19 protein-coding genes are annotated in these 25,469 nt (G+C 45.6%); 17 read left to right on the top strand and 2 right to left on the bottom strand.

Features of this window, described 5'->3' with window-relative positions; all coding sequences use genetic code 11:
- The first annotated feature begins 140 nt into the window (after positions 1-140).
- The 10 genes from MZO41_RS10045 (at position 141) to MZO41_RS10000 (ending at position 13,868) form a co-directional block, all read left to right on the top strand.
- The gene (locus MZO41_RS10045; protein ID WP_021356587.1) at positions 141-1,973 is read left to right on the top strand and encodes a DUF2207 domain-containing protein; all 1,833 of its coding nucleotides are present in this window, start codon (positions 141-143) and stop codon (positions 1,971-1,973) included.
- An 86-nt stretch (positions 1,974-2,059) separates the two neighbouring features.
- Positions 2,060-2,854 carry a Cof-type HAD-IIB family hydrolase gene (locus tag MZO41_RS10040; protein ID WP_003644779.1) on the top strand — a complete coding sequence of 265 codons (795 nt, stop codon included), beginning with the start codon at positions 2,060-2,062 and terminating at the stop codon, positions 2,852-2,854.
- Positions 2,855-3,166: 312 nt separating this feature from the next.
- Positions 3,167-4,789: an ABC-F family ATP-binding cassette domain-containing protein gene (locus tag MZO41_RS10035; RefSeq protein ID WP_003644778.1), complete on the top strand. Its 1,623-nt coding sequence runs from the start codon at positions 3,167-3,169 to the stop codon at positions 4,787-4,789.
- Between the two features lie 93 nt (positions 4,790-4,882).
- The gene (locus MZO41_RS10030) at positions 4,883-6,088 is read left to right on the top strand and encodes a CPBP family intramembrane glutamic endopeptidase (RefSeq protein WP_003644777.1); all 1,206 of its coding nucleotides are present in this window, start codon (positions 4,883-4,885) and stop codon (positions 6,086-6,088) included.
- 600 nt (positions 6,089-6,688) lie between these two features.
- Positions 6,689-7,216, top strand: coding sequence for a GNAT family N-acetyltransferase (locus MZO41_RS10025; protein WP_003642184.1), 528 nt, complete (start codon positions 6,689-6,691; stop codon positions 7,214-7,216).
- A 262-nt stretch (positions 7,217-7,478) separates the two neighbouring features.
- Positions 7,479-8,024 carry a GNAT family N-acetyltransferase gene (locus MZO41_RS10020; protein ID WP_003642183.1) on the top strand — a complete coding sequence of 182 codons (546 nt, stop codon included), beginning with the start codon at positions 7,479-7,481 and terminating at the stop codon, positions 8,022-8,024.
- 76 nt (positions 8,025-8,100) lie between these two features.
- Positions 8,101-9,045, top strand: a complete 945-nt coding sequence (locus tag MZO41_RS10015; protein WP_003644776.1) for a DNA/RNA non-specific endonuclease — start codon at positions 8,101-8,103, stop codon at positions 9,043-9,045.
- 496 nt (positions 9,046-9,541) lie between these two features.
- On the top strand, positions 9,542-9,871 hold the full coding sequence (locus MZO41_RS10010) for an ArsR/SmtB family transcription factor (RefSeq protein ID WP_003642181.1): 330 nt from the start codon (positions 9,542-9,544) through the stop codon (positions 9,869-9,871).
- Positions 9,872-9,968: 97 nt separating this feature from the next.
- Positions 9,969-10,523 carry a TetR/AcrR family transcriptional regulator gene (locus MZO41_RS10005; RefSeq protein WP_003642180.1) on the top strand — a complete coding sequence of 185 codons (555 nt, stop codon included), beginning with the start codon at positions 9,969-9,971 and terminating at the stop codon, positions 10,521-10,523.
- 24 nt (positions 10,524-10,547) lie between these two features.
- Positions 10,548-13,868, top strand: a complete 3,321-nt coding sequence (locus MZO41_RS10000) for a YhgE/Pip domain-containing protein (RefSeq protein WP_013355886.1) — start codon at positions 10,548-10,550, stop codon at positions 13,866-13,868.
- A gap of 151 nt (positions 13,869-14,019) precedes the next feature.
- Here MZO41_RS10000 and MZO41_RS09995 read toward each other — a convergent pair whose 3' ends face one another.
- Together MZO41_RS09995 and MZO41_RS09990 are read right to left on the bottom strand one after the other, a co-directional pair.
- Positions 14,020-14,544 carry a hypothetical protein gene (locus MZO41_RS09995; protein ID WP_003642178.1) on the bottom strand — a complete coding sequence of 175 codons (525 nt, stop codon included), beginning with the start codon at positions 14,542-14,544 and terminating at the stop codon, positions 14,020-14,022.
- A 489-nt stretch (positions 14,545-15,033) separates the two neighbouring features.
- Complete coding sequence (locus MZO41_RS09990) at positions 15,034-16,428, bottom strand: MFS transporter (protein ID WP_003642176.1); 1,395 nt, start codon at positions 16,426-16,428, stop codon at positions 15,034-15,036.
- A gap of 269 nt (positions 16,429-16,697) precedes the next feature.
- Between MZO41_RS09990 and MZO41_RS09985 the strand changes: the two genes are divergently transcribed.
- The 7 genes from MZO41_RS09985 (at position 16,698) to MZO41_RS09960 (ending at position 24,775) form a co-directional block, all read left to right on the top strand.
- Complete coding sequence (locus MZO41_RS09985) at positions 16,698-18,449, top strand: ABC transporter ATP-binding protein (RefSeq protein ID WP_003642175.1); 1,752 nt, start codon at positions 16,698-16,700, stop codon at positions 18,447-18,449.
- On the top strand, positions 18,449-20,236 hold the full coding sequence (locus MZO41_RS09980; RefSeq protein WP_003642174.1) for an ABC transporter ATP-binding protein: 1,788 nt from the start codon (positions 18,449-18,451) through the stop codon (positions 20,234-20,236). The genes MZO41_RS09985 and MZO41_RS09980 overlap by 1 nt, the downstream gene beginning before the upstream one ends.
- A 41-nt stretch (positions 20,237-20,277) precedes the next feature.
- Positions 20,278-20,406: a hypothetical protein gene (locus MZO41_RS16835; protein ID WP_003642173.1), complete on the top strand. Its 129-nt coding sequence runs from the start codon at positions 20,278-20,280 to the stop codon at positions 20,404-20,406.
- Between the two features lie 467 nt (positions 20,407-20,873).
- Positions 20,874-21,902: an aldo/keto reductase gene (locus tag MZO41_RS09975; RefSeq protein ID WP_003642172.1), complete on the top strand. Its 1,029-nt coding sequence runs from the start codon at positions 20,874-20,876 to the stop codon at positions 21,900-21,902.
- A gap of 102 nt (positions 21,903-22,004) precedes the next feature.
- Complete coding sequence (locus tag MZO41_RS09970; protein ID WP_003642171.1) at positions 22,005-22,871, top strand: DUF3737 family protein; 867 nt, start codon at positions 22,005-22,007, stop codon at positions 22,869-22,871.
- Positions 22,861-24,033, top strand: a complete 1,173-nt coding sequence (locus tag MZO41_RS09965) for a MalY/PatB family protein (protein ID WP_128650857.1) — start codon at positions 22,861-22,863, stop codon at positions 24,031-24,033. The genes MZO41_RS09970 and MZO41_RS09965 overlap by 11 nt, the downstream gene beginning before the upstream one ends.
- 148 nt (positions 24,034-24,181) lie before the next feature.
- Positions 24,182-24,775: an NADPH-dependent F420 reductase gene (locus tag MZO41_RS09960; RefSeq protein ID WP_003642169.1), complete on the top strand. Its 594-nt coding sequence runs from the start codon at positions 24,182-24,184 to the stop codon at positions 24,773-24,775.
- The last annotated feature ends 694 nt before the right edge of the window (positions 24,776-25,469 follow it).

Here is a 25,469-nt window from a genome sequence, read left to right as displayed (position 1 = left end):
TAAAACCCCTTTCGTGTCACTTTATATGCTACAACAAAAGGACGGCTTTGCCTAAGAAAGCGGTGGCAGTATCTCGCGCCCCACGACCGGGGGAGTATGATAAACTAGGGCTAACGATTATTGGAGGGGGCGATGGTGAGATGTCGAAGAAGCGACGATTAAGTTGGCTGAGCGTGCTCGGACTATTGGCAGGATTTTGTTGGTGGTTTAGCTTAGCAATGCGCGCGGCTGCGGATTATGATATTGACCAATATCAAGTCAATGTAGCCATTCAACGTGATGGTAGTGCGAATGTAACGCAAGCGATGACTTATCAATTTGATGATGATTATCACGGGGTATTTAATGTTCAAGATTTGAAAGGTATTCAGGGGGCCCAGTTGGAAGGGGTCACGACGCAACTGAATGGTGGGACCACGGTGACGGCGGCGCCAAGTGAAACGGGGGCCAACAACACGTATCAGTTGACCCAAAATGCTGACCGGATGCGTGTCAAGCTCTACCGGCAAGTTCAAGAAGATGATAAGTTACGGGTTGTCTATCGGTATCGGCTTAAAGGGGTCGTAACGAACTATGCAGACACGGCCGAACTGAATTGGAAAGTGATTGGTAGTGGCTGGGATGTACCACTGAATAATGTCAAAATCGTGATTCAGTTACCTGCCAAGAATGTGAGCGCGTTACAAGCCTGGACGCACGGACCGTTGAGTGGTCAGACAAAAGTTGAGCGCGCGGCAGGCCGGGTGACGATGACGTTGGGACATAATCCCGCGAACCAATTCGTTGAAAGTCACCTACTATTTCCAACCACGGTCACGGCGACGAATACGCGGACGAATACTGCCAAGCGAAAAGCGACGGTCCAAAAACAAGAAGCTAAGTTGGCACAGGAAGCTAATGAAAAACGGCGACGTAATCAGTTACTGCGTCGCGTTATCTTTGGTGCCGCGGTGGCTGGTTGGTTATTGGTCATGATTGGCTATCTTTGGTGGCTGGCTCGTCATCCGGCTAAGCCACATCAGCAGCCGATTCCCATCAATCATTCATTTGACGTGCCACCAGTAACACCAGCAGTTGCTGAGTCATTGTGGGCACAGCGGTCGCCGAATACGGATGCTTTAACGGCTGAGATTTTGCGAGCAGCAGCTAATCAAGAAATAACGATTGAAACGGTTGCGGGTCACCGAAAACCGGATGTGCGGTTAACGCAATTGAAACCAGTGACTAACTCATTTTTGGCTCACTGTTTTGATAAAATCGCGGTTGACGGGCAGTTCATGTTAACGGATCTCAAAAAATACGGGAAGCGTGATAAAGCTGGTCGGTTGGGCAAATGGTTTAGCCGCTGGCAGACCGAAGTAGACCAAGACGTGGCGGTCTATCAAGACGAAACTAATTATCGGCTTCGTAATCAATGGCTGATGGCAGCAGTTGTCGTGAGTGTTATGGGGATGATTGCCACGGGTGCTGGGTTATTAGTTAGTCCGAAGGTCGTGACCCTGATGGTGATTCCAGCGGTAGTGGCCGCGGTGGCTTTCTGGATTGGCTGGATAATTCAACGGCGGCGGATTGCCATCAATACTGACGCAGGCTTGGAATTACGTAATCAAATCAATGGACTACGCCGCATGCTTAAGGATATTGGGCACTTTAATACGGCCCAAGTCGGTGATTTGATTTTGTGGGAACAAATCTTGCCATACGCCGCGGCTTTTGGACTAGCCAATCAAGTGACTAAGCAATTGGCGATTGATTTTGGTACGGAAGCATTGGCTACGGGGATGCTCGTGTATTACCCACTCTTCTATGCGAATGGTGGGCTGGACTTCGATTTGTCCGGTGCAATCAACGATAGTTTTAGTGGCGCCTTAGATGCCTCTGGAAGCGCTAGTTCGGCGTCGGGTGGTTCAGGAGGCTTCTCCGGCGGTAGTTCTGGTGGCTTTGGCGGTGGCTCCGGTGGTGGTGCCTTCTAACAAAGTATCAGAAAAGACTTGTACTTTGCGGGCATAATCGGTAGGCTAAGGGGTAGAAAAGGCTTACATGAAATGGATGATTAGTAATGACGATTAAATTAATAGCAACGGATATGGATGGGACGTTTTTAAATGATCATGGTGATTATGACCAGGAGCGGTTTGCCAACGACTATGCGGCGCTACAGCAGCGCGGTATTCAGTTTGTGATTGCCAGTGGTCACCAAGCGGCGGAACTAGCCACGACCTTTAGTGCTTACCCTGAAATGTGGTTGATTGGTGGTAACGGCGCGGAACTGTGGCAACGAGAAGCGGGACTCAAAGCTGCGACGTTCAGTCCCCAAGCAACTCAGCAAGTGTTAGCGGCCCTGGCACCGTATCCTGAATTACAAGTGGCATTGTGTGGCACCCAAACGGTCCATGTGTTGGCGCACGCGAACCCGCAGTTTGTAGCTAATATGCGTGACTACTATTACCAATTAGAGACATGTGCGGATTTAACCACAGTTACTGATCCGGTTGTGAAGTTCGACGTTATTTGTCCCGCGGCAATGACGGAGCAGTTAGTATATGAACTTACCCCTAAGCTCGCTGGCATTGCCGTACCCGCTTCAGGTGGTCAGGGCAGTATGGACTTGATTCAGCCGGGAATGCACAAAGGCCGCGCCCTCAAACAGCTTGGTGAACAGTTGGGTATTCTGCCGGATGAGATGTTAGTTTTTGGCGACGGCACCAATGATCTTGAGATGTTTCACTATGCGACCCATGCGGTTGCCATGCAAAACGCGCCTGAAAATGTCCAAGCCAATGCGACAGCGGTGACAGGTACCAATGTGGACAATGGTGTATTGGATTATATTGAACAACATATTTTGAGTTAACTTTGTGAGACCAGTATTTTGCTAACTTGGGTTACTTGGTGTGCGTGATGATCGTCAGACGGGGCTTTGGTCGCGCAAGCCTGTTCACTAGACATGGTTAAAACTGGTGTTTACGGGTGGGGTTAATTTGGATTGTTTATGAAAATGATGAGATGCTTTCAGAAAATCACGTATGGTTTTGATTGCCAAACGAGCTGAAAGCATGCTAAAATTAAAGTTATATAATTAACGACACAGAGGTCTGGAAGGTTTGTTTAATTCCGACCTCTTTTCTATCGGACAATTTCACTTTAAAAAAGAAGAGGTAATGGAATGCTCACCGTAAATAATGTTAGTATGCAGTTTTCAACACGTAAGCTTTATGAAGATGTCAATTTAAAATTCACGCCGGGAAACTGCTACGGCGTTATTGGTGCCAATGGTGCTGGTAAGTCGACGTTCTTAAAAATCTTGGAAGGTAAATTACAACCGACTACTGGGACGGTCTCGATGGGGCCTAACGAGCGGATGTCTAGCTTGAATCAAAATCACTTTGCTTTTGAAGATGAAGAAGTGTTAGCAACTGTTATTCGTGGTCACGAAAAGTTATACGAAATCATGACTGAAAAAGATGCGTTGTATGCCAAGCCTGATTTTAGCGATGAAGATGGGATTCGGGCTGCTGAATTAGAAGGCGAATTTGCCGAAATGGATGGCTGGAACGCAGAGTCGGAAGCGGACCAGTTGTTACAAAACCTTGGTATCGATGAATCGATGCAACACTTGAAGATGAGCGAGTTAACTGAACCGCAAAAGGTGAAAGTCTTATTAGGTCAAGCGCTGTTTGGAAGCCCCGACGTGCTATTACTGGATGAACCGACGAACGGGTTGGACGTCCAATCAATTAGCTGGTTGGAAGACTTTTTGGCTGGTTACGAAAAGACGGTCATTGTCGTTTCTCATGACCGGCATTTTCTAAATCAAGTTTGTACCCACATGTGTGACGTCGACTTTGGCAAGATCACACTATTTGTTGGGAATTATGATTTTTGGATGGAATCTAGCCAGTTAGCGGCCAAGTTGCAAGCGAATGCCAATGCCAAGAAAGCTGACCAAATTAAAGAGTTGCAAGAATTCGTGGCGCGATTCAGTGCCAATGCTTCGAAATCTAAGCAAGCCACCTCACGGAAGAAACAATTGGAGAAAATTACGTTGGATGATATCAAACCATCATCACGTAAATATCCGTTCATTAAGTTCACGCCAGACCGTGAAATCGGTAATGACCTTGTGAAGGTCGAGAATGTCTCCAAGTCGATTGAAGGCGTTAAGATTCTTGATAACATTAGCTTCACGCTCCGTCCCAATGAAAAAACGGCGTTGATCAGCCGCAACGATTTGGCAACGACAACACTGATGCAAATTATTGCTGGGTCGATGGCACCAGATAGTGGCACGGTGACCTGGGGACAAACGACTTCGCGGACTTATTTGCCTAAAGATATTAATGAAGAATACGCGGGTAGTGAATTGCCAATTATTGATTGGTTACGCCAGTTTGCATCGAAAGAAGAAAGTGACAATACTTTCTTGCGAGGTTTCCTGGGTAAAATGTTGTTCTCTGGTAGCGATGTTGAACGACCAGTGAACGTGCTATCTGGTGGTGAAAAAGTACGGGGAATGTTATCAAAGATGATGCTTAGTCGGGCTAACGTCTTATTATTAGATGATCCGACCAACCATTTGGACCTGGAATCCATTACCGCACTGAATGATAGTCTGATTGATTTTAAAGGCGCCATCGTCTTTACTTCTCATGACCATGAATTTATTCAAACGATTGCCGACCACATTGTCGAAGTGAGTGCGAAAGGCGTTGTTGATCGTGGTGATACGACTTATGATGAATACTTGGCCCATGAAGCAACACAGGGCCGGGTGCAAGATCTTTATTAGTTAGTCGTGGAATCCGATAAATCTAAACAAAATCACGTGTGAGCGTCCCCCAATCTGGTATGATTAATGCATATCAGATTGGGGGATTTTTTTATGACGCCGGAAACCGAACAATTATTACGACGCTGGTACATGGGGCAGCTCATCGTGTTATTTGGCGCGGCCTTTATTCAACTATTTACGTTTGATGGTGGTGTGTTTTTCCCAGTTGGTGGTATGCAGTTGCTGATATGGGGACTGTTAGCCTGGTGGCCAGCTGCCGAGGAGGACCAAGCACAGTGGCGGCGTTTGCGACATGTTAATTATTATGTCCAAACAGTACTGCAGTTCACACTCTTGCCGATTTTACTGGCGAACCTCGTGGCTTGGTTAAGTCAGCTGTCATGGTTAGACGAGCAGGGATTGATTGCTGTGGGGATGGCTTATTTAATGGTCGCATTCGTACCGGTGGCAGTGGTGGTCACTAAACCGATCGAATCTGTGATTGGCCGGATTGCGGTCCTAATTACGGCTATTTTTAGTGGTGTCGTCAGTGCGCAGCAGACTTTTTTGATTTTACCGAATCTGCAAGCACCATCAGTATTCGAGATGGTCAGTGATACTGGTATTTTAGGCGCCCTGGGCTTTGTGATTGCTGTTGGGGTCTTACTGCGGGGATGGGGATTGACGGGCCCATCGTGGCGGTTTAATCGTCAGGCTCAAACTAGTTTAGTGGTTGGGCTGATCGTGGTGGGAACGGCTTTTAGTCTATGGAATGCCTTTAGTGCAGGTGGTTCATGGGCGACGACATTCACACATTGGGACTTCCAGCTACGGTCAGCGACTTGGAAAATGTTTTTGAGTGGGTTAGAACCGGGAATCGCGGAGGAATGGTTGTATCGTTTTGCCGTTTTAACCTTGTTATTACAAGCTTTTCGGCATCGGCGTTACCAGATCGACTGGGCAGTGTGGCTAAGCGGTGGCCTATTTGGAATGTGGCATATTACAAACGTTTTTGCGGGCCAACCCTTGTCAGCCACGGTTGAGCAAATCATTTTTGCAGCGACACTAGGCTGGTTTTTAGCCTCGACGTACCTATACTCAGGTAGTATCTTGCTGCCGATGGTGATCCATGCTGCTATTGATATTTTGAGCATGATGGCATCAGGTAGCCAGACAATGGTTAAGCCGGATGTGTTCGAATGGCAAACAATCGGTGCTACCGTCATTATTTTTGTTGGCATAACGATTTATTTCTTGACCGGTTCTCGGCGACAAGTTATTCAAGTACATGTCAATCAACGGCTTTCAGCTCAATAAAGGCCGACTGTTAAGACCATAGTGGGCGACTTTGTTCGTTAAAGATAAACTGGGTGTCCGTAGCCAGAGACGATTAAGCAATACCAGGCTAACTTTTAGTTGGTTTAGACCAGTTGTAACATTTTTGTAATCTTCGTGTTATCTAAACGCAATGCTGGCTCGCTATACTAAAGACAAAGTTATGAAGCAATACATACGCTTTGTCAGCGGATTTAGGTTGGGAGCCGGATCGATTTACTTTGTCAGGACATTGTTAATAAGCAATTATTGATAGTGATAAGTAGCTCAGTTAGCTGAATCATAACGTTTGACAAGCATTTATACCTCTCGGGATGGGCTGGGTCCATGACGAGGCACATACACAATGGCAAGCTTGGGGTTTGCAAGTCGATCAGAGAAAGGGACGGTTGGTTACCGGCCCTTTTATTGTGGTTAAAATTTGCGAGAATTGGATTTAGAACTGCGCCCGATTTGAAGCGGTAGGAACTGCGATGCTGGCACAGGTGACTTTGCCAAATCATTGAGAGTGGAACGAAATAATTTACATTTGCCAGTAGATTATTATAATTAACGAATCAATAATAATTTGGAGATGGCAATTTGACTCAGTTTGAAACGGAACGGTTGATATTACGACCAATGACAGCGGCGGATCATGATGCGTTAGCGGACATGATTTTTGATCCGCAGGTTGTCGCTTATTTACGTTACCGACGGGTTCAGAGTCCGGCCGCGTTCGAGCAACTGTTTACGACGCACTTTTTGGCAGACACGACCACTGTTTTTGGCATTGAACGTCGCCGTGATCATCAACTGATTGGGTTTTATGAGTTTCATGGTAGTGGTGCGACTGGTGAATTGACGTACGCTTTAAGCCCAGCTGCGTGGGGGCACGGTTATGTTGCGGAAGCCGGCAATTGTTTGATGCATTATGGGTTTGAAACGCTGAACTATGAGACCATCGAGGCTCACTATGCGAGTGCCAACCCTAATTCTGGCCGAGTGATGGCTAAGATGGGCATGCAAGCGGCTGGAGAACTGCACACGTTTACCAGTGATAAAGGTGAAGTGATCCACGTCATGCGGTACTTACTGACCAAAGCAACCTGGCGCCAACTTAGTGCTTGACCTGAAACGCGTTTCAGCAGCTATACTAAAATTGTTGCGACAGCTTGCAACACACGCTTAAGACTTATGACCACCATTCTTTCAGCCAGAATGGTGGTTTTTTTAGCTGTCGTTGTCCCTAAGTGAGCTAAAGTCAAGGACGGCCAGCTTCGGTTCGCTGGAAAAGGGGCCGTTTAATGTAAGTTTATATGTCCACGAATGTGATTGTTGTTAGGGTGGTTTTTCGATATAGTAGACCTATGAATTGAGAGGGCGTGATCAAATGACGGCAACAATTACAATTCGACCGCTTCAGCGCGCAGAATTAACGACGCTATGGCAACTAGGTTTTAGTGATCCAAATGCGGAGTGGACGCGCTGGAATGGACCGTATTTTCATGACCAACTACCGACTCAAACAGACTTTGAGACAATTATTGGCCCCCGTGATTGGTTGATTCGACCGCGTAACTGGGTCATCACACGGGATGGTGTGATTGTCGGCAGTGTTAATTGGCACTTTGTGGATGGTTCCCTCAAACGCTGGTTAGAGGTAGGCATCATTATCTATAATCAGGAGCATTGGGGTGAGCATATTGGGCGCACCGCGTTGACTAAATGGTTGACCCACTTATTCCAAGAGGAGACGACTTTGCCGCACATTGGATTGACAACGTGGTCGGGGAATATGCGGATGATGCAGTTAGCGGAAGCCGTGGGATTAAAGCAGGAGGCCTGGATTCCACAAGTTCGTTATTGGCAAGGGCAGTATTATGACTCGGTCAAGTATGGGATTCTAAGGAACGACTGGCAAGTACAAAAAGATTAAAAGAAAACGTTTGTTCCCCTTGTAAAAGTACGGTATGATAGAACCGTACTTAAAAAAGATGGGGTGGAAGAGAATCATGGTGAAATTAATGCGACGCGTTGGCATAGCGGGTCTCTTGAGTTTGAGCTTGCTGTTGGGTGGTTGTAGCTTGTTAACGTCTGGTACGGATACGACGAGTTCGACGACTAGTCAGCAGTCTGAATCCAGTCGTAATCAAACGACCAGTGCGACTGGTAATACGCAACAAACTTACAAACAACTGGCAAAAATGACTTATCAATCGGGCAGTGCTGCGGCCATCAAAGTTAATAGCGGTAAGAGTACGCTGGCAGCGAGTCAGTGGAAAAATTCTAAGATTGATTACGGTAATTTAGATTCATTGAATCGGACAACCACGGACACGGCTTACTTGAGCAAGGCCAATTTAGGACGGTCTGAAGGACGGACGGCGCAAACGTGGAGCCCAACTGGCTGGCATAATCAACCGCTTACCGTTAATGGTAAGCGGGTCTATCCGCAAAATCGTGGGCACTTGATTGCTTACACGTTATCCTTTAACTTGACGTCTAATGGGCAGTATCGCGCTGGTGAAGATGGTAGCTTAGATAACCCGAAAAACTTGGCAACTCAGACGGCCTACTCGAATCAAAAAACGATGCAGATTTATGAAGATCAGGTGCGTACGGCGTTAGAACAAGGTAAAAAAGTCATTTATCGTGTGACAACGGTTTTCCGTGGCAACGAATTGATGCCTCGTGGTTACTGGTCGCAAGCAGTCTCAACCGATGGCAGTGTCAATTTCAACGTCTATATTTGGAACGTTGAACCTGGCGTTAGTTTCGACTATGCTACTGGTCGTGGGAAAGCGGATTCGACGATGCAGGTTGCTGGGGCTGACAAAGTCAGCAGTAGTCAGAATACGAGTGCGAGTCGCTCGTCTCAATCGACGACCACTAGTAAGCAAGTCGAGCGCGAGTTGGTTAAGTATGGTTACAAATATGTGAAGAAGGCGTTGAATTAAGCGGCAAGACAGTCATCTAGGTCAGCATAATGGGCACGGTCGGCTGTTAAATGTCGTTGTTTCATACAACAATTTAATCTAAATGTCCTGTTTTACGACAAAAGGTTCAAAGTAGGACTAGCAAAGTTTCACTGAGCGATTATACTGTAGTTATTCGAGTTACTTAACCGCCGTTAATTTGCTGATGTTTCTGTCATTATTAACAAGTAACGCGATGTCTTAGATCATGGGGCCTTCCCAAACACCTATGATTTTCCATACAACGGCTCCGGCTCCCAACCGGACGTTGCTATCAATCGTTTTGATTGCTAGTACTAATTACCCTTGGAGACGTCTGACTGCGTGGTCAGGCGTCTTTTTTTGCGTCAAATGCGACAAAAATAATAATTTGTCGCGTTTGCCGACAAAGTGGATTTAGGTGTTGCAAACGGATTCAAAAAGCTTTATCATTGATACATTCGAACATTAGAATATAAGAATATAGGAGGCTAATCGCATGGTCAGTAGTGAAGAAGCACTGCAAGAATTTCGAGAAACAATTCCGATCTTTGAAGTCTTAGCCGATGAACGGCGTCAACAAATCATGATTGAACTTTCGCAACACGCGCAGGGCATGACTGTTGGTGAATTAACTGAACGGATGCATATTTCGCAACCGGCCGTTTCGCATCAATTGAAGACGTTAAAGGAACGACACTTTGTCGCAGTTGAACATCAGGGGACCCGTAACTATTATCGGGTGACGTTTGACGCGCCACTAACGCAAGTTGAGCATTTGATTCACACGCTTAAGGCGGACTTGGAATTGAAACCGTACTTGCACTAAACTGCATGAACACCAGCAATCGTTGCACGGGGATGCAGCGGTGTTTTTATGGCAAATATATTCTTCTATTCGAATATAAGAATTTAAAAACGGGGTGATGGTAATTTCAATTCGTACGGAGCTGGATTTACAGCGGGCGATGTACCAATTGTTGGAGCAACGTTCAATCTCACAAATTACGGTTGAGCAGATCTGTAAGCAAGCATTTATACATCGCAGTAGTTTTTATCGTTATTATACGGATAAATTTGATTTGCTCAGGCAGATGGTGATGCACACGTTAGATGAACTATTGGCTGCTGAGCGAACTGATACGGTTGGTTCGGCAATTATGTCGACGTTTATCGGGGCGCACACGCAAGTTTTACGACATTTATTAGTGACGAACAATGAGGGTGACAATACCCGTTCTCAACAAGTGATCAATGACTGTTTTGTCACGGTCGCCGAGACGGGGGCGGATGATCGGGTTTTTGCGATGATTCGCCAGTCGCAGCATCCCGATTTGACGGCGTACTTAGTCAGTGGGGTCGTCACAAGTATTGTCCAGTGGCTCAATAACGGTCATCGTGATGGTCAGGCGGCCAGCACGCAGGTGATGATTCAGGGGACGCTTGCGACGGTGTTTTCACTTGAGCAACACACAGTTTAATTATTTGAAGGAAGGTTTCAGGTTGTGAAAATGATACGCGACGAATGGCGGTCAATTCGTCATAGCAAAATACTATGGATTTCAGTTTCAGTCATGATTTTGATCCCGTTTTTATACAGCATCTTCTTCTTGAAGTCGGTGTGGGATCCATACGGGGATACGCAAAACTTACCAGTGGCTGTCGTTAATGAAGATAAGTCAGTGAACTATCAAGGCGAAAAGTTTGCAGGTGGTAAGCAAGTCGTGACGAATTTAAAGAAAAATAACGATTTGGATTGGCACTTTGTGTCGGCTAAAAAAGCCAAGCAGGGATTGAAAGACCGGAAATATTACACGGTCGTCACGATTCCTAGCAATTTCTCAAAAAATGCCACAACGATGACGGATACCAATCCGAAAAAGATGAACTTGCATTATGAGACCAACGAATCGTTGAATTATATTGCTAAGGTCATTACCGATACTGGTGTTTCACGAGTTAATAAGAGTATTCGGGCGCAAGTCACTAAGGCCTACGCATTAGCAATCTTCAAGCAGATTCGGACTGCCGGTAAGGGCTATCAAAAAGCCGCCGATGGGGCTACCAAGCTTAAAGATGGTGGCGTCGAACTGCAGGATGGCTTGACGACGTATACGACGGGTGTTCATACGTTGAAGAACGGGACGGTCGAGCTTAAAACCAGTGTGACACCGTTATCAAATGGTGTTTCCAAGTTAGCGGATGGTTCCAATAAAGTAACGAATGGTCTTGGACAATTGAATAGCAAAACGGGGACACTTTCCAGTGGTGTTTCACAACTGGAAAATGGGTCAGGACAGGTTACAAATGGCTTAGTGACATTAGATAATCAAATTCCGGCGCTCAGCGGTGCTGTTACTCAGCTGTTCAGTGGTTCAGGTCAAGTGACTTCTGGCTCAAGTCAAGTAACTACTGGCTTAGGGACGCTCGCGGGCAATAGTACTAAATTAGCAAGTGGTGTCAATCAATTAGCGAATGGCTCTGAAACATTGAGAGTGGGGGTAGCCCAGTATACTGGTGGCGTTTATACTGTGACCAATTATTTGAAACAGTTGAATCAAGGTGCTAAGCAGTTCAGTGGTGTTGGTGAATTAGCCACCGGAGCAGATACGCTTCAAAAAGGTATCAGTGGCTATACTAATGGTGTCGCTACCGTTAATGGCTATGCCTCTCAAGCAAATACTGTTGCGACAGAATTAAAAAAGAGTACAAAAGACTTGCCAACACAGGCTGCTGAGTTAGCTGATGGAGCAAGGAAAATTGATGGTGCTGTTGGTCAGTTTTCTACAGCAAGTGGCAGTATGACGTCAGAAATTAGTGAAAAAGGACAAGCATTGAAAGATCCTGCCAATCAACAAAAGATTGCTAATTTACAGCAAGGCATGGCAGATATGAAATTAGCTTTACAGAGCTTTCAAAAGCAACTTTCGACTCAGCAAAGTCAATCTAATAATAGTGATATTGCAACTGTTGTTAGCGATATGCAAACGAATATCTCTAAGATTTCTAGCTCAACGACAACTAATAATACCGACTTAACAGCTAAAATTAATAGCCGAATCAAGGAAGTTCAAAGTTCGAATGGATTAACAGATGAACAAGTTGCCGCTTTGGAAGCGAAACTAAGTGATGTTGGCGCAACTACAAGTACAGCCTCAAATGAAAGTACTAAGACAGCATTAGCTAGTGATGCTTCGAAATTACAATCGATGCTGAAAAGTAATGCGGCTGCAACCTCACAACAAACGGATTTAGTTACTAAATTTAGTGATTTGCAAGATGGTGTTGACAGCCTGATAAGTGACCTCAGTAGTATGAGTGATTCGGTTTCCGAGCTAGAAACATCTTCGACAAACTTTACGTCTGAGTTAAACCAATTGAAGACAAAAACATCCAAATTGAGTGCGGGACTCACAAGTCTCAATGAAAATGTTCCCACACTAGTAGCTGGAATTAATGGTGAGTCACAGCTTGCTGCTGGAATTTCAGGAGGGACGAACAAATTAATACAAAATAATGATAGTTTAAATGGCGGTTCTGCGCTTATCAATGAAAAACTTGGCGTAATTAGTTCGGCCGTGCCAACACTTGTATCTTCAATTGATCAAATAACTAATGGTAGCGAACAAATTGCTGCCAAGTCTGGACAATTGAATGCTGGTGCAAGTCAAGTGGCAGACGGAAATGCACAACTGAATAGCCAGATACCAGTGCTTGTTTCTGGTGTGGATGCGCTATTTAAAGGTTCAAGTCAAGTTACAAGTGGTTCATCTAAAGTAACTAATGGACTAGGTCAATTGAACAGTAAGACTGGCGAATTAGCAACTGGAGTTACGAAACTCAAGAATGGTTCTGCACAGGTTACAAATGGCTTATCAACACTTAATGGGCAGATTCCCGTTCTGGTTAGTGCTGTACAACAACTATTTAGTGGCTCGAGGCAAGTTACTAGTGGGCTGAACACACTAAATGGACAAGTGCCGGCCTTAATGGCTGGTGTCAGTCAATTAAATGACGGGGCCACCCAGCTTGACAACAACTCTGCCAAACTCCTATCCGGGACAAAGCAGATCAAGAACGGTAACAAGACACTCGCGACTTCCTTACAAGAAGGTGCGGATCAAGTTAACGCGACACCATTAAAGAACGCGAATGCGAAAATGATGGCGGCGCCAACTAAGACGTCCTATAAAGACTACACGCACGTGCCAAACTATGGTCATGCGTTAGCACCTTACGTCTTGTCACTGGCTTTGTATGTTGGGGCAATCGTCTTCAACTTCGCTTATCCAATTCGACGGATTGCGGATGACGACGGCACGCCAACACAATGGTTCTGGAGTAAAGTTGCTGTTGGTGGTCCCGTAGCACTTGCGATGGCGGTCATCGAAGCGACAGTGTTATTAGTTGCTGGTTTGAAACCAATCAGTGTACCTGAATACTACTTGACGGCAATCATGATTGCCTTAGCGTCAATGTTCCTAGTCATGTTCTTATCGATGCTATTCGATAACCCAGGACGGTTCGTCGCAATGGTTATCTTGATGCTACAACTTGGTGGTTCTGGTGGGACCTTCCCAATGGAAATTACCAACAAGTTCTTCAACGCTATTCACCCGTATTTGCCATTAACGTACTCGATTCAAGCGTTCCGGCAAGCCTTAACTGGTGGTTGGGGTAGTGGTATTTTCTGGTCATCAATCGTTGTCTTAGCAGGAATTACGATTGTGTCGCTGGGATTACTGTGGGCTTCCATGGTCTTCCTCAAGCAACACGATATGCAAGTTCCAGCCGAGGCTGAAATTCAGATGAAAGCTGGTAAGTAATTACTGGTAATCATATTATCGCGCTTCCAAGACGAAAAACCGCGTCTTGGGGGCGCGGTTTTTTTCTCGAAAAGGGTTAAATTTTAATTTTACTGATACCATAATTCGAAGACATTACTTTTTTCTACGAGTGAGCGCAACTAATGAATAACTAGGCACATCTAATCGCGTACCAGGCCAATTGTGCGGCGATAAACCCGACTCCGATGCCATCTCCAAGGTATCTGATTAGTAATTTAGCCGCTGCCTTCCACGTCTTTCTTTGGATTAATCCTTGAATGCCTCCGCGTAATAATGCTTGGAAAGTTTGATAGCCAATCATGTCCAATAATTGATTTTTCATACAGGACCAAAAACTTCTAGTTTGAATACTATTTAGCTTGTATTCATATTTCATTATCTCGTTGATATGCTGCAATTGGTTCTGGTTATTGGAACCGTATTTTGATACTAAAGTGTTCACATCTAAGTTTGTTGCTAATCCAGTCTGGGGATCATACTGAATGCTATTTGATACATCTGCTAATTCTTGAGAGATACAATCTATGGCTTGTTGTGACGATGATGTTGTATTGGCAGAAATTTCCAAAGTTATGGTAGTAGATATTAGGATACTGCTCAATAAAATAATGACCAAAGTAAATTTGTGAATGTTAGCTTGACTGGTATAATTCATTGAACTTCCTCCTTATTCCGGTAGTGTACATTTTTGAATTGCGTATGTATAATAAGACAAAACGAAACCGGTTTCAATAGATGGGAGTAGGATATGATGGCTGTTTTTAAATCAAGTTTCAAACAAAGCATGATTGTTTTTGGAATATCAGTTATTTATTTTTTTGTTTTACATGGTGGATATGATTTTCTCACACAATACAAATATTGGTTTACAGAATACTGTGCTAATGTTTTGGGTATTTCCATTATTTATTTTGTAATGTCACTAGCTTTCAATTATGTCATCATAATATGGAAACTCTATTTGAGAAAGCATTGAGATAGTAATTTGCTTAATAGTGTGTTTATTGACGCTAGAGTACGCGAAAAGGCCCAGGTCAAAGAAAACCTGAGCCTTTTCGATGTAGATTTAAAGCATTTAAATAATTAATCTCCAAAAATGCAGCAATCAATCCACTTTCAAGACTAACGATGCTATCAGTCAATCCTAGTTTTGCCCCGCTTCAAGTCGTTTAACATGCAGAACATTAATCAAAATGGCGATCGCCAACACGAATAATAGCAAGAAATCCAACTTGCTTCCCATAATTGTTCCAGTTACGGTCGGGTGATGAATTTCATAGCCGGCAATTACAGCGGACATAATACTGGTCCCGATTGAACCGGCGTACTGTTGCATCATACTGAACATCGAGTTTTGATCGGATTTTTGAGGCAGAGGGACGCGGGTGCTACCATCCGAAATCGCAGTCCCAAAACCAGTATTAAAGCCGACGCGTAGTAGCGCGTAAATGACAGCCATGATGATGACTGTGAAGTAATCGGTTGTCAGCCAGAATAATAGTAAGGCGGCGCTCGCCATGATGGCACTAAATGTTAATAAGGTCGTTGGGCCTTGTTTATCGTAAATTCGACCGGCGATTGGCCCAGTGATGGCGCCGACGATTGCGCCGGGAAGCATCATGAGCCCCGCCGTCATGGCCGAAGCCCCAAGGACGGTTTGGGCGAAAAGTGGCAGAACGAACGACAACCCGATATTAATGAATTGTAAACCAAAGTAATTAAATAGCCGAAGTCGCAAGATTGGCAATTTGAGAATTGAATAATCAATCAGTTGGCGACGCCCCTTGATGGCGTACGTCACCATTGCACCAATCATCACGATGCTCCATAGACACCAGAGGCCGAAGTTCGGCGACAGCCAGCCGTGAGTTCCCGCGTTGTTAAACGTGAACAACAGACTAGTGAAGGTGATGGCTAAAAGGATTGCGCCCAGATAGTCGAATTTTTTATCGCCAACACCTAAGGCCTTCCCCGAAATGTTGAACGCCCCTAAGATTGCCAGTAATGCCAATAACGGTACGATACCAACGAAAATTGCCCGCCATGACCAGACGCTAGTTAAAATCCCGCCATAAGTTGGTCCGAGAGCCGGGGCTAGAGACACGATGACACTAGCTAAACCGGTATAAGTTCCTAGTTGATTGCGAGGGACGTAAGTGAAAATCAACTGGAACATCAGTGGAATCGAAATCCCAGTGGCTACGGCCTGTAAAAGGCGGCCAGTTAATAATACGGAGAAATTCGGCGCTAACCAACAAAGAATGCCCCCAAGCAGACACACGAGGGCGGCAAATAAGAATAAGGGCTTGGGGTTAAACCGCTTTAGAACATAGGCCGTGGTACTCATGACAATGGTTGTCAGTAATAGGTAACCGGTCGTCAGCCACTGGACGGTATCTAGTGAAACCCTCATTGTTTTAATCAGCGTGGGGAACGTCACATTCATCGATGTTTCCACGAGAATCCCGACAAATGAGAGTAAACCAACGGATAAGATTGCCAGTTTGGTTTTTAAAGTGACGGTACTTGGTTGGGACACAATCAACACTCCTTATAAAAATAATTGGCGTATTTTGGACAGCTCACCAAGCCCAATAGTCGGTGGTAAAAATCAGTAATCTGAATTTTTACGATTGAAAGGGACGATCGTAATGACCGTCCCACTAACGTCCCCAGTTTAAGCTTATTTTCAATCTGGTGCAATCACTTTGCATTCGGGATGGAACTTATCATTAAGGGGTTTGCGCGAGGTATGGTATTATAAAAAGTTGTCTAATTAAATTTTAATCAAATTATTGGAGGTGCGCTGTGAGTATATTTTTGAAATTAGGCTGGTATTTTCGGCGTGAATGGAAGTTGTACCTCGCGGGGGTGCTTGGACTAGTTTTGACTGCCATTATCGGCATTGTGCCACCCCGGATTATTGGGGACGTCGTTGATGGGATTAATCAGCACAGCTTGACGGCGCACACGCTGACGGTCTATTTAGTTATTATTGGTGTGGCCGCCGTTGGTCAGTACCTGGCGCGTTATTTATGGCGGAATGCCATCTGGGGTGGTGCAGCCGGCCTTGAACGAACGCTGCGGGAACGACTCTTTTGGCATTTTATGAAGATGGATGCGACGTTTTATCAGCAATACCGTACCGGGGACTTGATGGCCCATGCGACCAATGATCTCACGGCGGTTGAACGGGTCGCTGGTGGTGGCATTCTCCAATTTGCGGATTCCATTATTACTGGTGGGACAACGCTGATTGCGATGATGACACTAATCGACTGGCGACTGACGCTGATTGCGGTGGTGCCTTTCCCATTATTAGCGATCGTGTCACGGTATTTGGGTAAAAAAATTCACGTCGCGTTTCGTGCCTCCCAAGCCGCCTTTTCGCGACTGAATAATAAGGCGCAGGAGAGTATCAGTGGAATCAAAGTGATCAAAGCGCTAGGTCAGGAAAAGGCCGATGTTGCTGATTTTAATCAACAGATTGATCAGACGATTAAGATCAATCGGCATGTCAACGTACTCGACTCGCTATTTGATCCCGCGATTACCATGATTATTGCGTTATCTTACGGCGCCACAATTATTTTGGGCGGGTTGTACGTGACCCACGGTGTCATTACAATCGGTAACTTGGTCTCGTTCGTCACTTATTTGGGAATGATGGTCTGGCCGATGTTTGCGGTCGGGATGTTATTCAACACGATGGAACGGGGAAACGCCTCGTATGATCGGGTCATGGAATTATTGAATCAGCAAAGTGCCATTATTGATGCCAAACGGGGCATTGAACAGCGCCCGCATGGTGATATTCAGTATCAAATCAAGCAGTTCAATTATCCCAACGATGCAGGAACCAGTCTGAGTAACGTGGACTTTACTTTGAAGGCGGGACAGACGCTCGGAATTGTCGGGCGGGTTGGTGCTGGTAAATCAACGATTATGAAACTGATTTTGCGTGAATTTGATCAGTACGAGGGCCACATTACTTATGGTGGTCACGATATTAAGCAGTATGCGCTTGATAGTTACTTACCAGCCCTTGGTTATGTGCCCCAAGATAGTTTTCTGTTCTCGAATACGATTCGTGAAAATATTCGTTTTGCCGATCCGACTGTGAGTCAAGCCGTTGTGGAAGCGGTCGCCACCAAGAGTGATTTGAGTGGTCAGATTGCCAGCATGCCCGCTGGTTACGATACCCAAGTTGGTGAGGAAGGTATCTCGCTATCTGGAGGGCAACGCCAACGACTAGCCATTGCGCGGGCCTTACTCATCAATCCTGAATTGCTGATCTTAGATGATGCGTTATCCGCGGTTGATGCCGAAACTGAGGCAGAAATTTTAGCTAATCTAAAGGCAGAACGAGCAGACAAAACGACGATTATCGCGGCCCACCGGTTAAGTTCGGTGATGAACGCTGATGAAATCATTGTGTTGGATGCCGGTCACGTTGTTGAACGAGGGACCCACGCGCAATTAATGACGCAACACGGGTGGTATCAGAAGATGTTTACGCGCCAACAATTGGAGACCAAAGTGGAAGGAGCGGTGCAATAATGGCAGCACGTCAATCGGTATGGGCACGTTCCATGCCTGTTAAGGAACAACTCACGGTTATTCGGCGACTATTGCCGTATGCGAAACCGTTCAAATGTTTTTTTATTGCGGCCATCGTTTTTTCCGGTCTGATTAGTGTGGTTAATATCTATCTACCGCGTGTATTACAGACCTTTATTGATCATTATCTCAAAACAGGACACGCCACGGTACCGGTCATGTGGTACTTTGCGGGCCTCTATTTCTTCGGCATGGTTGTGCGCGCGTTGATGCAGTTCGTACAGAACTTCAGTAGTACGATGGGGGCAGAATATATGCTTGAAAATGTCCGCCGACAAATGTTCGCCAAGTTGCATCGGATGGGCATGCGCTACTTTGATCAAGTCCCTGGTGGCTCAATTTTGTCACGCCTGACTAACGATACGATGTCGTTTTCCAATTTTTGGGCGTTGTTTAATACATTATTTACCGCCTTTTTTGCGGTGATTTCGTCGTTTGTCGCGATGTATCTCACCGATGCGCAGATTGCCTTGTGGTTATTGGTTTTCATGCCTTTTTTGGCTGTAACGATTTGGTATTATCAACGGTATAGCTCACGGGTTTACCGGCGAATGCGGGAACGGCTCAGTGAGTTGAATACCAAGTTAAGTGAAGCAATCACTGGAATTAGTGTAATTCAGCAATTTCGACAAGAACACCGTATCAATGGTGAATTTGATCATACCAATGATGCCTATTTTAAGACCCGCCAAGCGATGATCCGGACGAACTCATTATTATTAAGTCCACTGATCGACTTGTTTTATGCGTTAGGGACGGTCATGGTTCTGGGAATCTTCGGGGTTCGTGGACTCAATGGTTATGTGGCTGCCGGGGTCGTTTATGCGTTCATCACGTACCTGAATAACTTCTATAATCCGATGACGTCGATGATGGATAATTTGTCAGACTTTCAAGATGGCGTCGTCGCCGGATCACGGGTTTTACGGGTCATGGATGATCCAACGATTGCCCCGGCCCAACACGTCGATCCTACGGCTAAGATTACGCGCGGTAAGATTGAATTTCGGCACGTCACCTTTGCCTATGACGGCCAGCATCCGGTCTTAAAAGACGTTTCATTCGTGGCTGAACCAGGCCAAACGGTGGCACTAGTTGGTCAGACGGGGAGTGGAAAAACGTCGACGATTAATGTTTTGATGCGGTTTTATGAGTTTCAGTCAGGAGAAGTTTTAATTGATGATCGCGACATTCGTGAGTATCCGGCTGAGGAATTGCGACAGAAGATGGGGTTGGTCTTGCAAGAACCGTTTATGTTTTATGGTGATATTAATTCCAACATCCGAATGTTTAACGATCAGATTTCAGATGAACAAGTTCAAGCAGCGGCACGGTTTGTAAAGGCCGATGACTTCATCAACGATTTACCTGAGAATTATCAGTCACGCGTCATTGAGCGCGGGGCCAGTTATTCTTCAGGACAGCGGCAATTGATTTCATTTGCGCGGACGATTGTGACTGACCCTAAGATTTTAATCTTGGACGAAGCCACGGCGAACGTCGATACTGAGACCGAAGAGATGATTCAGACTGGTTTGGATCGGATTCAGGAGAACCGCACGACGATTGCGATTGCCCACCGCTTGTCCACGATTCAAAATGCTGATTTGATCCTGGTCTTAAATCAGGGGCAAATCGTTGAACGCGGGTCCAACGACGAGCTATTGCAACAGCATGGTTACTACTATGATATGATTCAGTTGCAAAATTCCGCTCACGTCGATTAAAGTGTGGTATGCTCGATTTAAATTAATTGAGGTGATGCCGAATGCGTCGAAAATTATCGTTAATGGTCGTGATGACTGTTATTAGTACGCTGGTTAAAGTGGGCTGGCAATTAATCTTAGCGCGCCATCAAGCGCCTAAAAAGTTAAAAATTAAGGTAAAACTGAAATAAACATTGTCGTCGTGTCGGTAGCGATGCTTACGGCGATTCAATCAGTTGTCATGACCGACCGTTCTGGAAAAGGTGTAAATTCCAGAATGGTCGGTTTTGTGTTGGAAAATTGAGTTGGCGGAGGTGGTCACGGTGAGTTGTGGTGGTGCCCACAAAACCGGTTTATCAGTGGTTCGACCTTAAAATCGGTCGGTGACACTCACTGCAGGATGTGGCCTGGTATGGTTGCAAACGTGCTGTTCATTTTTGGCCCAACACCTGGAGTACGGTGCCACGCTTGGATGTCGCCAGGCACATTGAAAATAATGATTGGTGACTAATAACGGTCATTAATTCCTAAAACGACTGGATGACGGATAACTATACGGAATGGTTATAATTGATTATTTGAACTAGGTATTTTACTCTGCCAACGGATCGCGTTTTAATAAAGAGGGTAATGAGTTAACGAAGGGAGTTGTGATGCAATGCAATATCGACAGTTAGGAACATCCGATTTAAAAGTCTCGTCGATCGCACTTGGGTGTATGGGCTTTGGTGCGGGGACTGGAACGGCACTTAATCAGCGCTCGTGGGCAGTTGGTCAAATGCAGGCGAACCAGGTACTTGATCGCGCGATATCACTGGGGATTAACTTTTTTGATACGGCGCCGGTCTATCAAGCGGGTGCGAGTGAACGTGTCTTGGGACAAGGACTAAAGAAATTTCAGCGAGATCAATTGGTACTGGCAACCAAGTTTACGAATCGGACAACCCAAGAAATCGAAAATCATGTCAGTGGGCGTGAACACGTCTTGCGGTCCCTCGACCAGAGTCTACAGAATTTACAGACAGACTATGTTGATTTATATATTTATCATATCTGGGACTGGTTAACACCAATGGCTGAAATCATGGCTGGACTTAATGAAGCTGTTCAGGCCGGTAAGGTTCGTTACATTGGGATTTCTAACGCCTATTCCTGGCAGATTGCGCAGATCAATGCGCTAGCGGTTCGTTATGGTTACCCACAATTTGTCTCGATCCAGAGTCATTATAATTTGGTCTATCGCGAGGATGAACGGGAACTGTTCAGTTATGCTCATGAGAACGGTTTGGCAACGACGCCGTATAGTCCATTAGCTAGTGGCCGGTTGGCACATCCTTTTGGCACCCAGACTACTCGGCGACAACAAGATACGTTTGCTGATACCAAATACCAAGCTACCAGCGAGATGGATAAACCAATTATTGATCGCGTTGAGGAACTGGCCCACCAACATCATGTTTCAATGGCGGCCATTAATTTGGCCTGGCTACAACAACGAGTAACGGCGCCGATTATTGGGGCAACTAAGCCGCATCATTTAGATGCAGTGGCTGAGGCAGCGGGGTTGGCGTTAACCGCTTCGGAAATACAGTACTTGGAAACCCCTTACCAACCCCATGACTTGGAGGGCGTGATGGCACTTAACCGGTCACGAACTAATAATTGGAATCAGTATTCCGGACAGTAAGCGAACAAGTTAGTTGACTTAACGTGCAGTTGAAGTAATACACTGATCCTATCGTGCGACTAAAGGTCCACGTTTCAGTATAAAGGAGTTATTGAGATTAAATTGAAAACAATCACACAACAGTATTTAACGGGCGAGCGGGCACTCTTTAAAGCTCACGACCTTGAAATCGACACTACAACGTTTGCTGATGGTGAATCACCACTGAAGGAAAGTCGCAATGTCACGTTGAAGCAGCCAATCTTTAAGTGGAAATATCCCTTGTGGTACAGTCAACATGTGACTGTGGATCAAGGCTTGTTTGAGACAATGTCTCGCTCTGGCATCTGGTACACCAAGGATATTACAATTACGAATAGTACGCTACAGGCACCTAAGCTATTTCGGCGGGCCAGCCAAGTTAAGTTAGCGCACGTTCACTTTTCAGATGCGGAAGAAACGTTATGGAACTGCCAAGATATTACGTTGAATGATGTTCAAGCAGCTGGTGATTATTTTGGAATGAATAGCCAGAATATTCGCATTGATGGCTTCAGCCTCGTCGGTAATTACGCCTTTGACGGTGCTAAGAACGTTGAAATTCATCATGCAACGCTGATGACCAAGGATGCGCTATGGAATTGTGAAAATGTTACCGTTTATGATTCACAAATCATTGGTGAGTACCTGGGCTGGAATTCGAAGAATATTCGGTTCGTCAACTGTACGATTGAGAGCGATCAGGGCCTGTGTTACATGGATAATGTTAAGTTGGAAAACTGTACATTACTCAATACGGACTTAGCTTTTGAATATTGTCGTAACATTGACGCTGACGTGGTTTCAACGATTGATAGCGTTAAAAATCCGCTTAGTGGTCGGATTCATGCGCAAGCCATTGGTGAAATCATCATGGATGATCCTGAAGTAGATCCTCATCAGACCCTGATTAGTGTTGACCATGAAAGCCGTGCACCCCATGCCGTTTGATTTTGAGACCGTGCTTAATCGGCGGCACACAAATGCCGTTAAGTGGGACGTCGCGGATGATGAGTTGCCGATGTGGGTCGCTGACATGGACTTTGAAACGGCACCAGTTATCAAGCAAGCGTTGATAAAACGCGCCCAGTTTGGCGTCTTCGGTTACGAAGAAGTCCCCATGGCTTACTATGAAGCCGTGGCAGACTGGTGGGCAACGGAACACAACTTCCGTCCGCAAATTGAGTGGTTGATGTTCTGCACCGGCGTCGTTCCGGCGATTTCATCAATTGTTCGTAAAATGACAGCGGCTGGCGATAACGTGTTAGTTCAGGCTCCGGTTTATAATATCTTCTATCATTCAATTGAAAACAATGGCCGGCATACCTTGAGTAGTGACTTAGTGGCACGTGACGCGTCGTACGCGATTGATTGGGACGATTTGACGACGAAACTAGCTGATCCGTTGACCACGATGATGATTTTATGCAATCCGCAGAATCCGATCGGCATCGTCTGGTCGCGTGCGACGTTGCAACGCCTTGGCGAGCTGTGCTTGAAATACCATGTGCTAGTCGTTGCCGATGAGATTCATTGTGACTTGACCCTTAACGGTCACAGGTACACCCCATTTTCATCATTGACTGCGCCAGTAGCACATAACAGTATCAGCTGTATCTCGCCAAGCAAGACTTTCAACGTGGCAGCCTTACACGCGGCAACGTTGATTATTCCCGATGCACACGTCCGCGCATTAGTGAGCCGGGGCATCAACAATGATGAATTGGCTGAGCCCAATTCGTTTGCGATTCCAGCCAGCATTGCGGCCTATACTGAAGGCCATGACTGGGTAGCTGCATTGCGAACCAAACTAGCTGCCAATCAACGTCAAGTTCAGACTTACTTGACTGCTGAGTTGCCGCAAGTCAAGTTGGTGGAAGCCCAAGCGACTTATCTATTATGGTTGGATGTGCGTCAAGTGACAACCGACAGTGCGGCTTTGGCTGCTTTTATTCGCCAACGAACCGGGTTGTTTTTATCAGCGGGAGATGCTTACCGTGGTGATGGCAACCGCTTCTTGCGACTGAATGTGGCTTGTCCAACGACTACCCTGACGGATGGATTGGCACGATTAAAAGCTGGTATTACGGCTTACCAACAAGTTCAAGCATAGTTGACGCGTATGAGGTGCAATTCCATAATGATTTCGCTATCATTAAGATAAGCTGGTTTGGTCTAGATGACCGCTGACAGTCCGTGATAACGGACCAGATAAGTCGGTTAATTCAAACCATTATTAAAAGATGAGGTGGAGGATAGTTATGAAAATTGGAATTATTGGTGCCGGTACGGTCGGCACAGTATTAGCCAAGACCTTTGCGCGCGGTGATCATCAAATCAAATTAAGTCGGCACAGTGGTGCGGCTAGTTTAGCAACACGGCGCGCCGAGTTTGCTGCCAATGTGGCTTTTGTAGAAGTTGCTGAAGCCTTACAACAGCCGTTAGTCATTCTTGCAGTGCCGTTTGAACAGGCGCCGGCAGTATTAGCGCAGGTCGCCGATTATAAGCAACGGATCGTGGTGGACGTGACGAACCAGTTTACGGCTGACTTTAAGAAAATTAAGACGGCCCCGTTGACTGGAAGTGAAGTCATTGCTCGTGCAGCTAACAATGCCCGGGTCATTAAAGCCTTCAATACGATTCCACCGGAGTTTATGGATGGGCACGTTGATGGGCCTGGAAAGCGGGTCTTGTTCTATGCGGGCGATGACGTTGCTGCCAAGAAAGAATTCGCTGCGCTCGTCCGGCCGTTGAATTTCCGCCCCGTTAACTTGGGCAAGCTTCGGCATGGCGGCAGTGTCATGCAAGTTGGCGGTGGACTAGGTAATACACACTTTGTTCAGATTGAAGAATAGTGGATTGTAAAAAGGGGTTCACTTTTGGACCAAAATAGCTAGTGCTGACCTTGTAAGAAAAGGTGTGGCTAGTGTCACTTTGATTGGGCCGTGCGGTGGGCATCAATTGACAGGTGTTCCTGCCAATCGTCGCCGCGTGGTTAAATTTGAATCGTGTTATGGGTCATGAAGCCTAATTCTTACTGTGTCGTAACTGTAAGAATGGGGCTGCATGGCTTTTTTTAATTGAGGTTAATTATTGTTTATACGGTTTGATGAGGACAATGGTATTGATACGAGTCTAGTCAATCAACTCCGCCCACTTAGCTACGGAAATATCCGATAGGCACAATAAGAGGAACGTGAAAATTCTTATGTCTTTACGCTATTTTGGTTAAATAAAAGTGTGAACATTACCTGCTTTATATCGTATGAGATGCAGTGTGCCCATTCAATAGGCTTTGCAGATTATGTTAATGAATTTCGACTATACGCACAATACATATTATTATATTTAGCCACGGGTGTTCTTAGTTCCCAGCTATCTATATACTAGATCATGCAATGATACTTTCAACTATTATCGAAATTTATTGGAATAATGCAGGTTTTCCACTTACAGCGCCTGAATTTAATCTCCGCTGTCAAAGTAGGTGCATGGGCAATGACCCTTGTCTGACCTGATGAATCATAATAGTGTTATTCTTCATGCGTA

Origin of the sequence: Lactiplantibacillus sp. C232, from assembly GCF_023806725.1 — a bacterium.
GTDB classification, from domain to species: domain Bacteria; phylum Bacillota; class Bacilli; order Lactobacillales; family Lactobacillaceae; genus Lactiplantibacillus; species Lactiplantibacillus plantarum.
Note: the sequence above shows the minus strand (reverse complement) of the source record. Positions and strands in the feature narration are given on the sequence as shown.

Coding starts and splice junctions, on each gene's coding strand:
- MZO41_RS10045 (WP_021356587.1), top strand. CDS start 141: ATGTCGAAGAAGCGACGATTAAGTTGGCTGAGCGTGCTCGGACTATTG.
- MZO41_RS10040 (WP_003644779.1), top strand. CDS start 2,060: ATGACGATTAAATTAATAGCAACGGATATGGATGGGACGTTTTTAAAT.
- MZO41_RS10035 (WP_003644778.1), top strand. CDS start 3,167: ATGCTCACCGTAAATAATGTTAGTATGCAGTTTTCAACACGTAAGCTT.
- MZO41_RS10030 (WP_003644777.1), top strand. CDS start 4,883: ATGACGCCGGAAACCGAACAATTATTACGACGCTGGTACATGGGGCAG.
- MZO41_RS10020 (WP_003642183.1), top strand. CDS start 7,479: ATGACGGCAACAATTACAATTCGACCGCTTCAGCGCGCAGAATTAACG.
- MZO41_RS10015 (WP_003644776.1), top strand. CDS start 8,101: ATGGTGAAATTAATGCGACGCGTTGGCATAGCGGGTCTCTTGAGTTTG.
- MZO41_RS10010 (WP_003642181.1), top strand. CDS start 9,542: ATGGTCAGTAGTGAAGAAGCACTGCAAGAATTTCGAGAAACAATTCCG.
- MZO41_RS10005 (WP_003642180.1), top strand. CDS start 9,969: ATGGTAATTTCAATTCGTACGGAGCTGGATTTACAGCGGGCGATGTAC.
- MZO41_RS09995 (WP_003642178.1), bottom strand. CDS start 14,544: ATGAATTATACCAGTCAAGCTAACATTCACAAATTTACTTTGGTCATT.
- MZO41_RS09980 (WP_003642174.1), top strand. CDS start 18,449: ATGGCAGCACGTCAATCGGTATGGGCACGTTCCATGCCTGTTAAGGAA.
- MZO41_RS16835 (WP_003642173.1), top strand. CDS start 20,278: ATGCGTCGAAAATTATCGTTAATGGTCGTGATGACTGTTATTAGTACG.
- MZO41_RS09975 (WP_003642172.1), top strand. CDS start 20,874: ATGCAATATCGACAGTTAGGAACATCCGATTTAAAAGTCTCGTCGATC.
- MZO41_RS09965 (WP_128650857.1), top strand. CDS start 22,861: ATGCCGTTTGATTTTGAGACCGTGCTTAATCGGCGGCACACAAATGCC.
- MZO41_RS09960 (WP_003642169.1), top strand. CDS start 24,182: ATGAAAATTGGAATTATTGGTGCCGGTACGGTCGGCACAGTATTAGCC.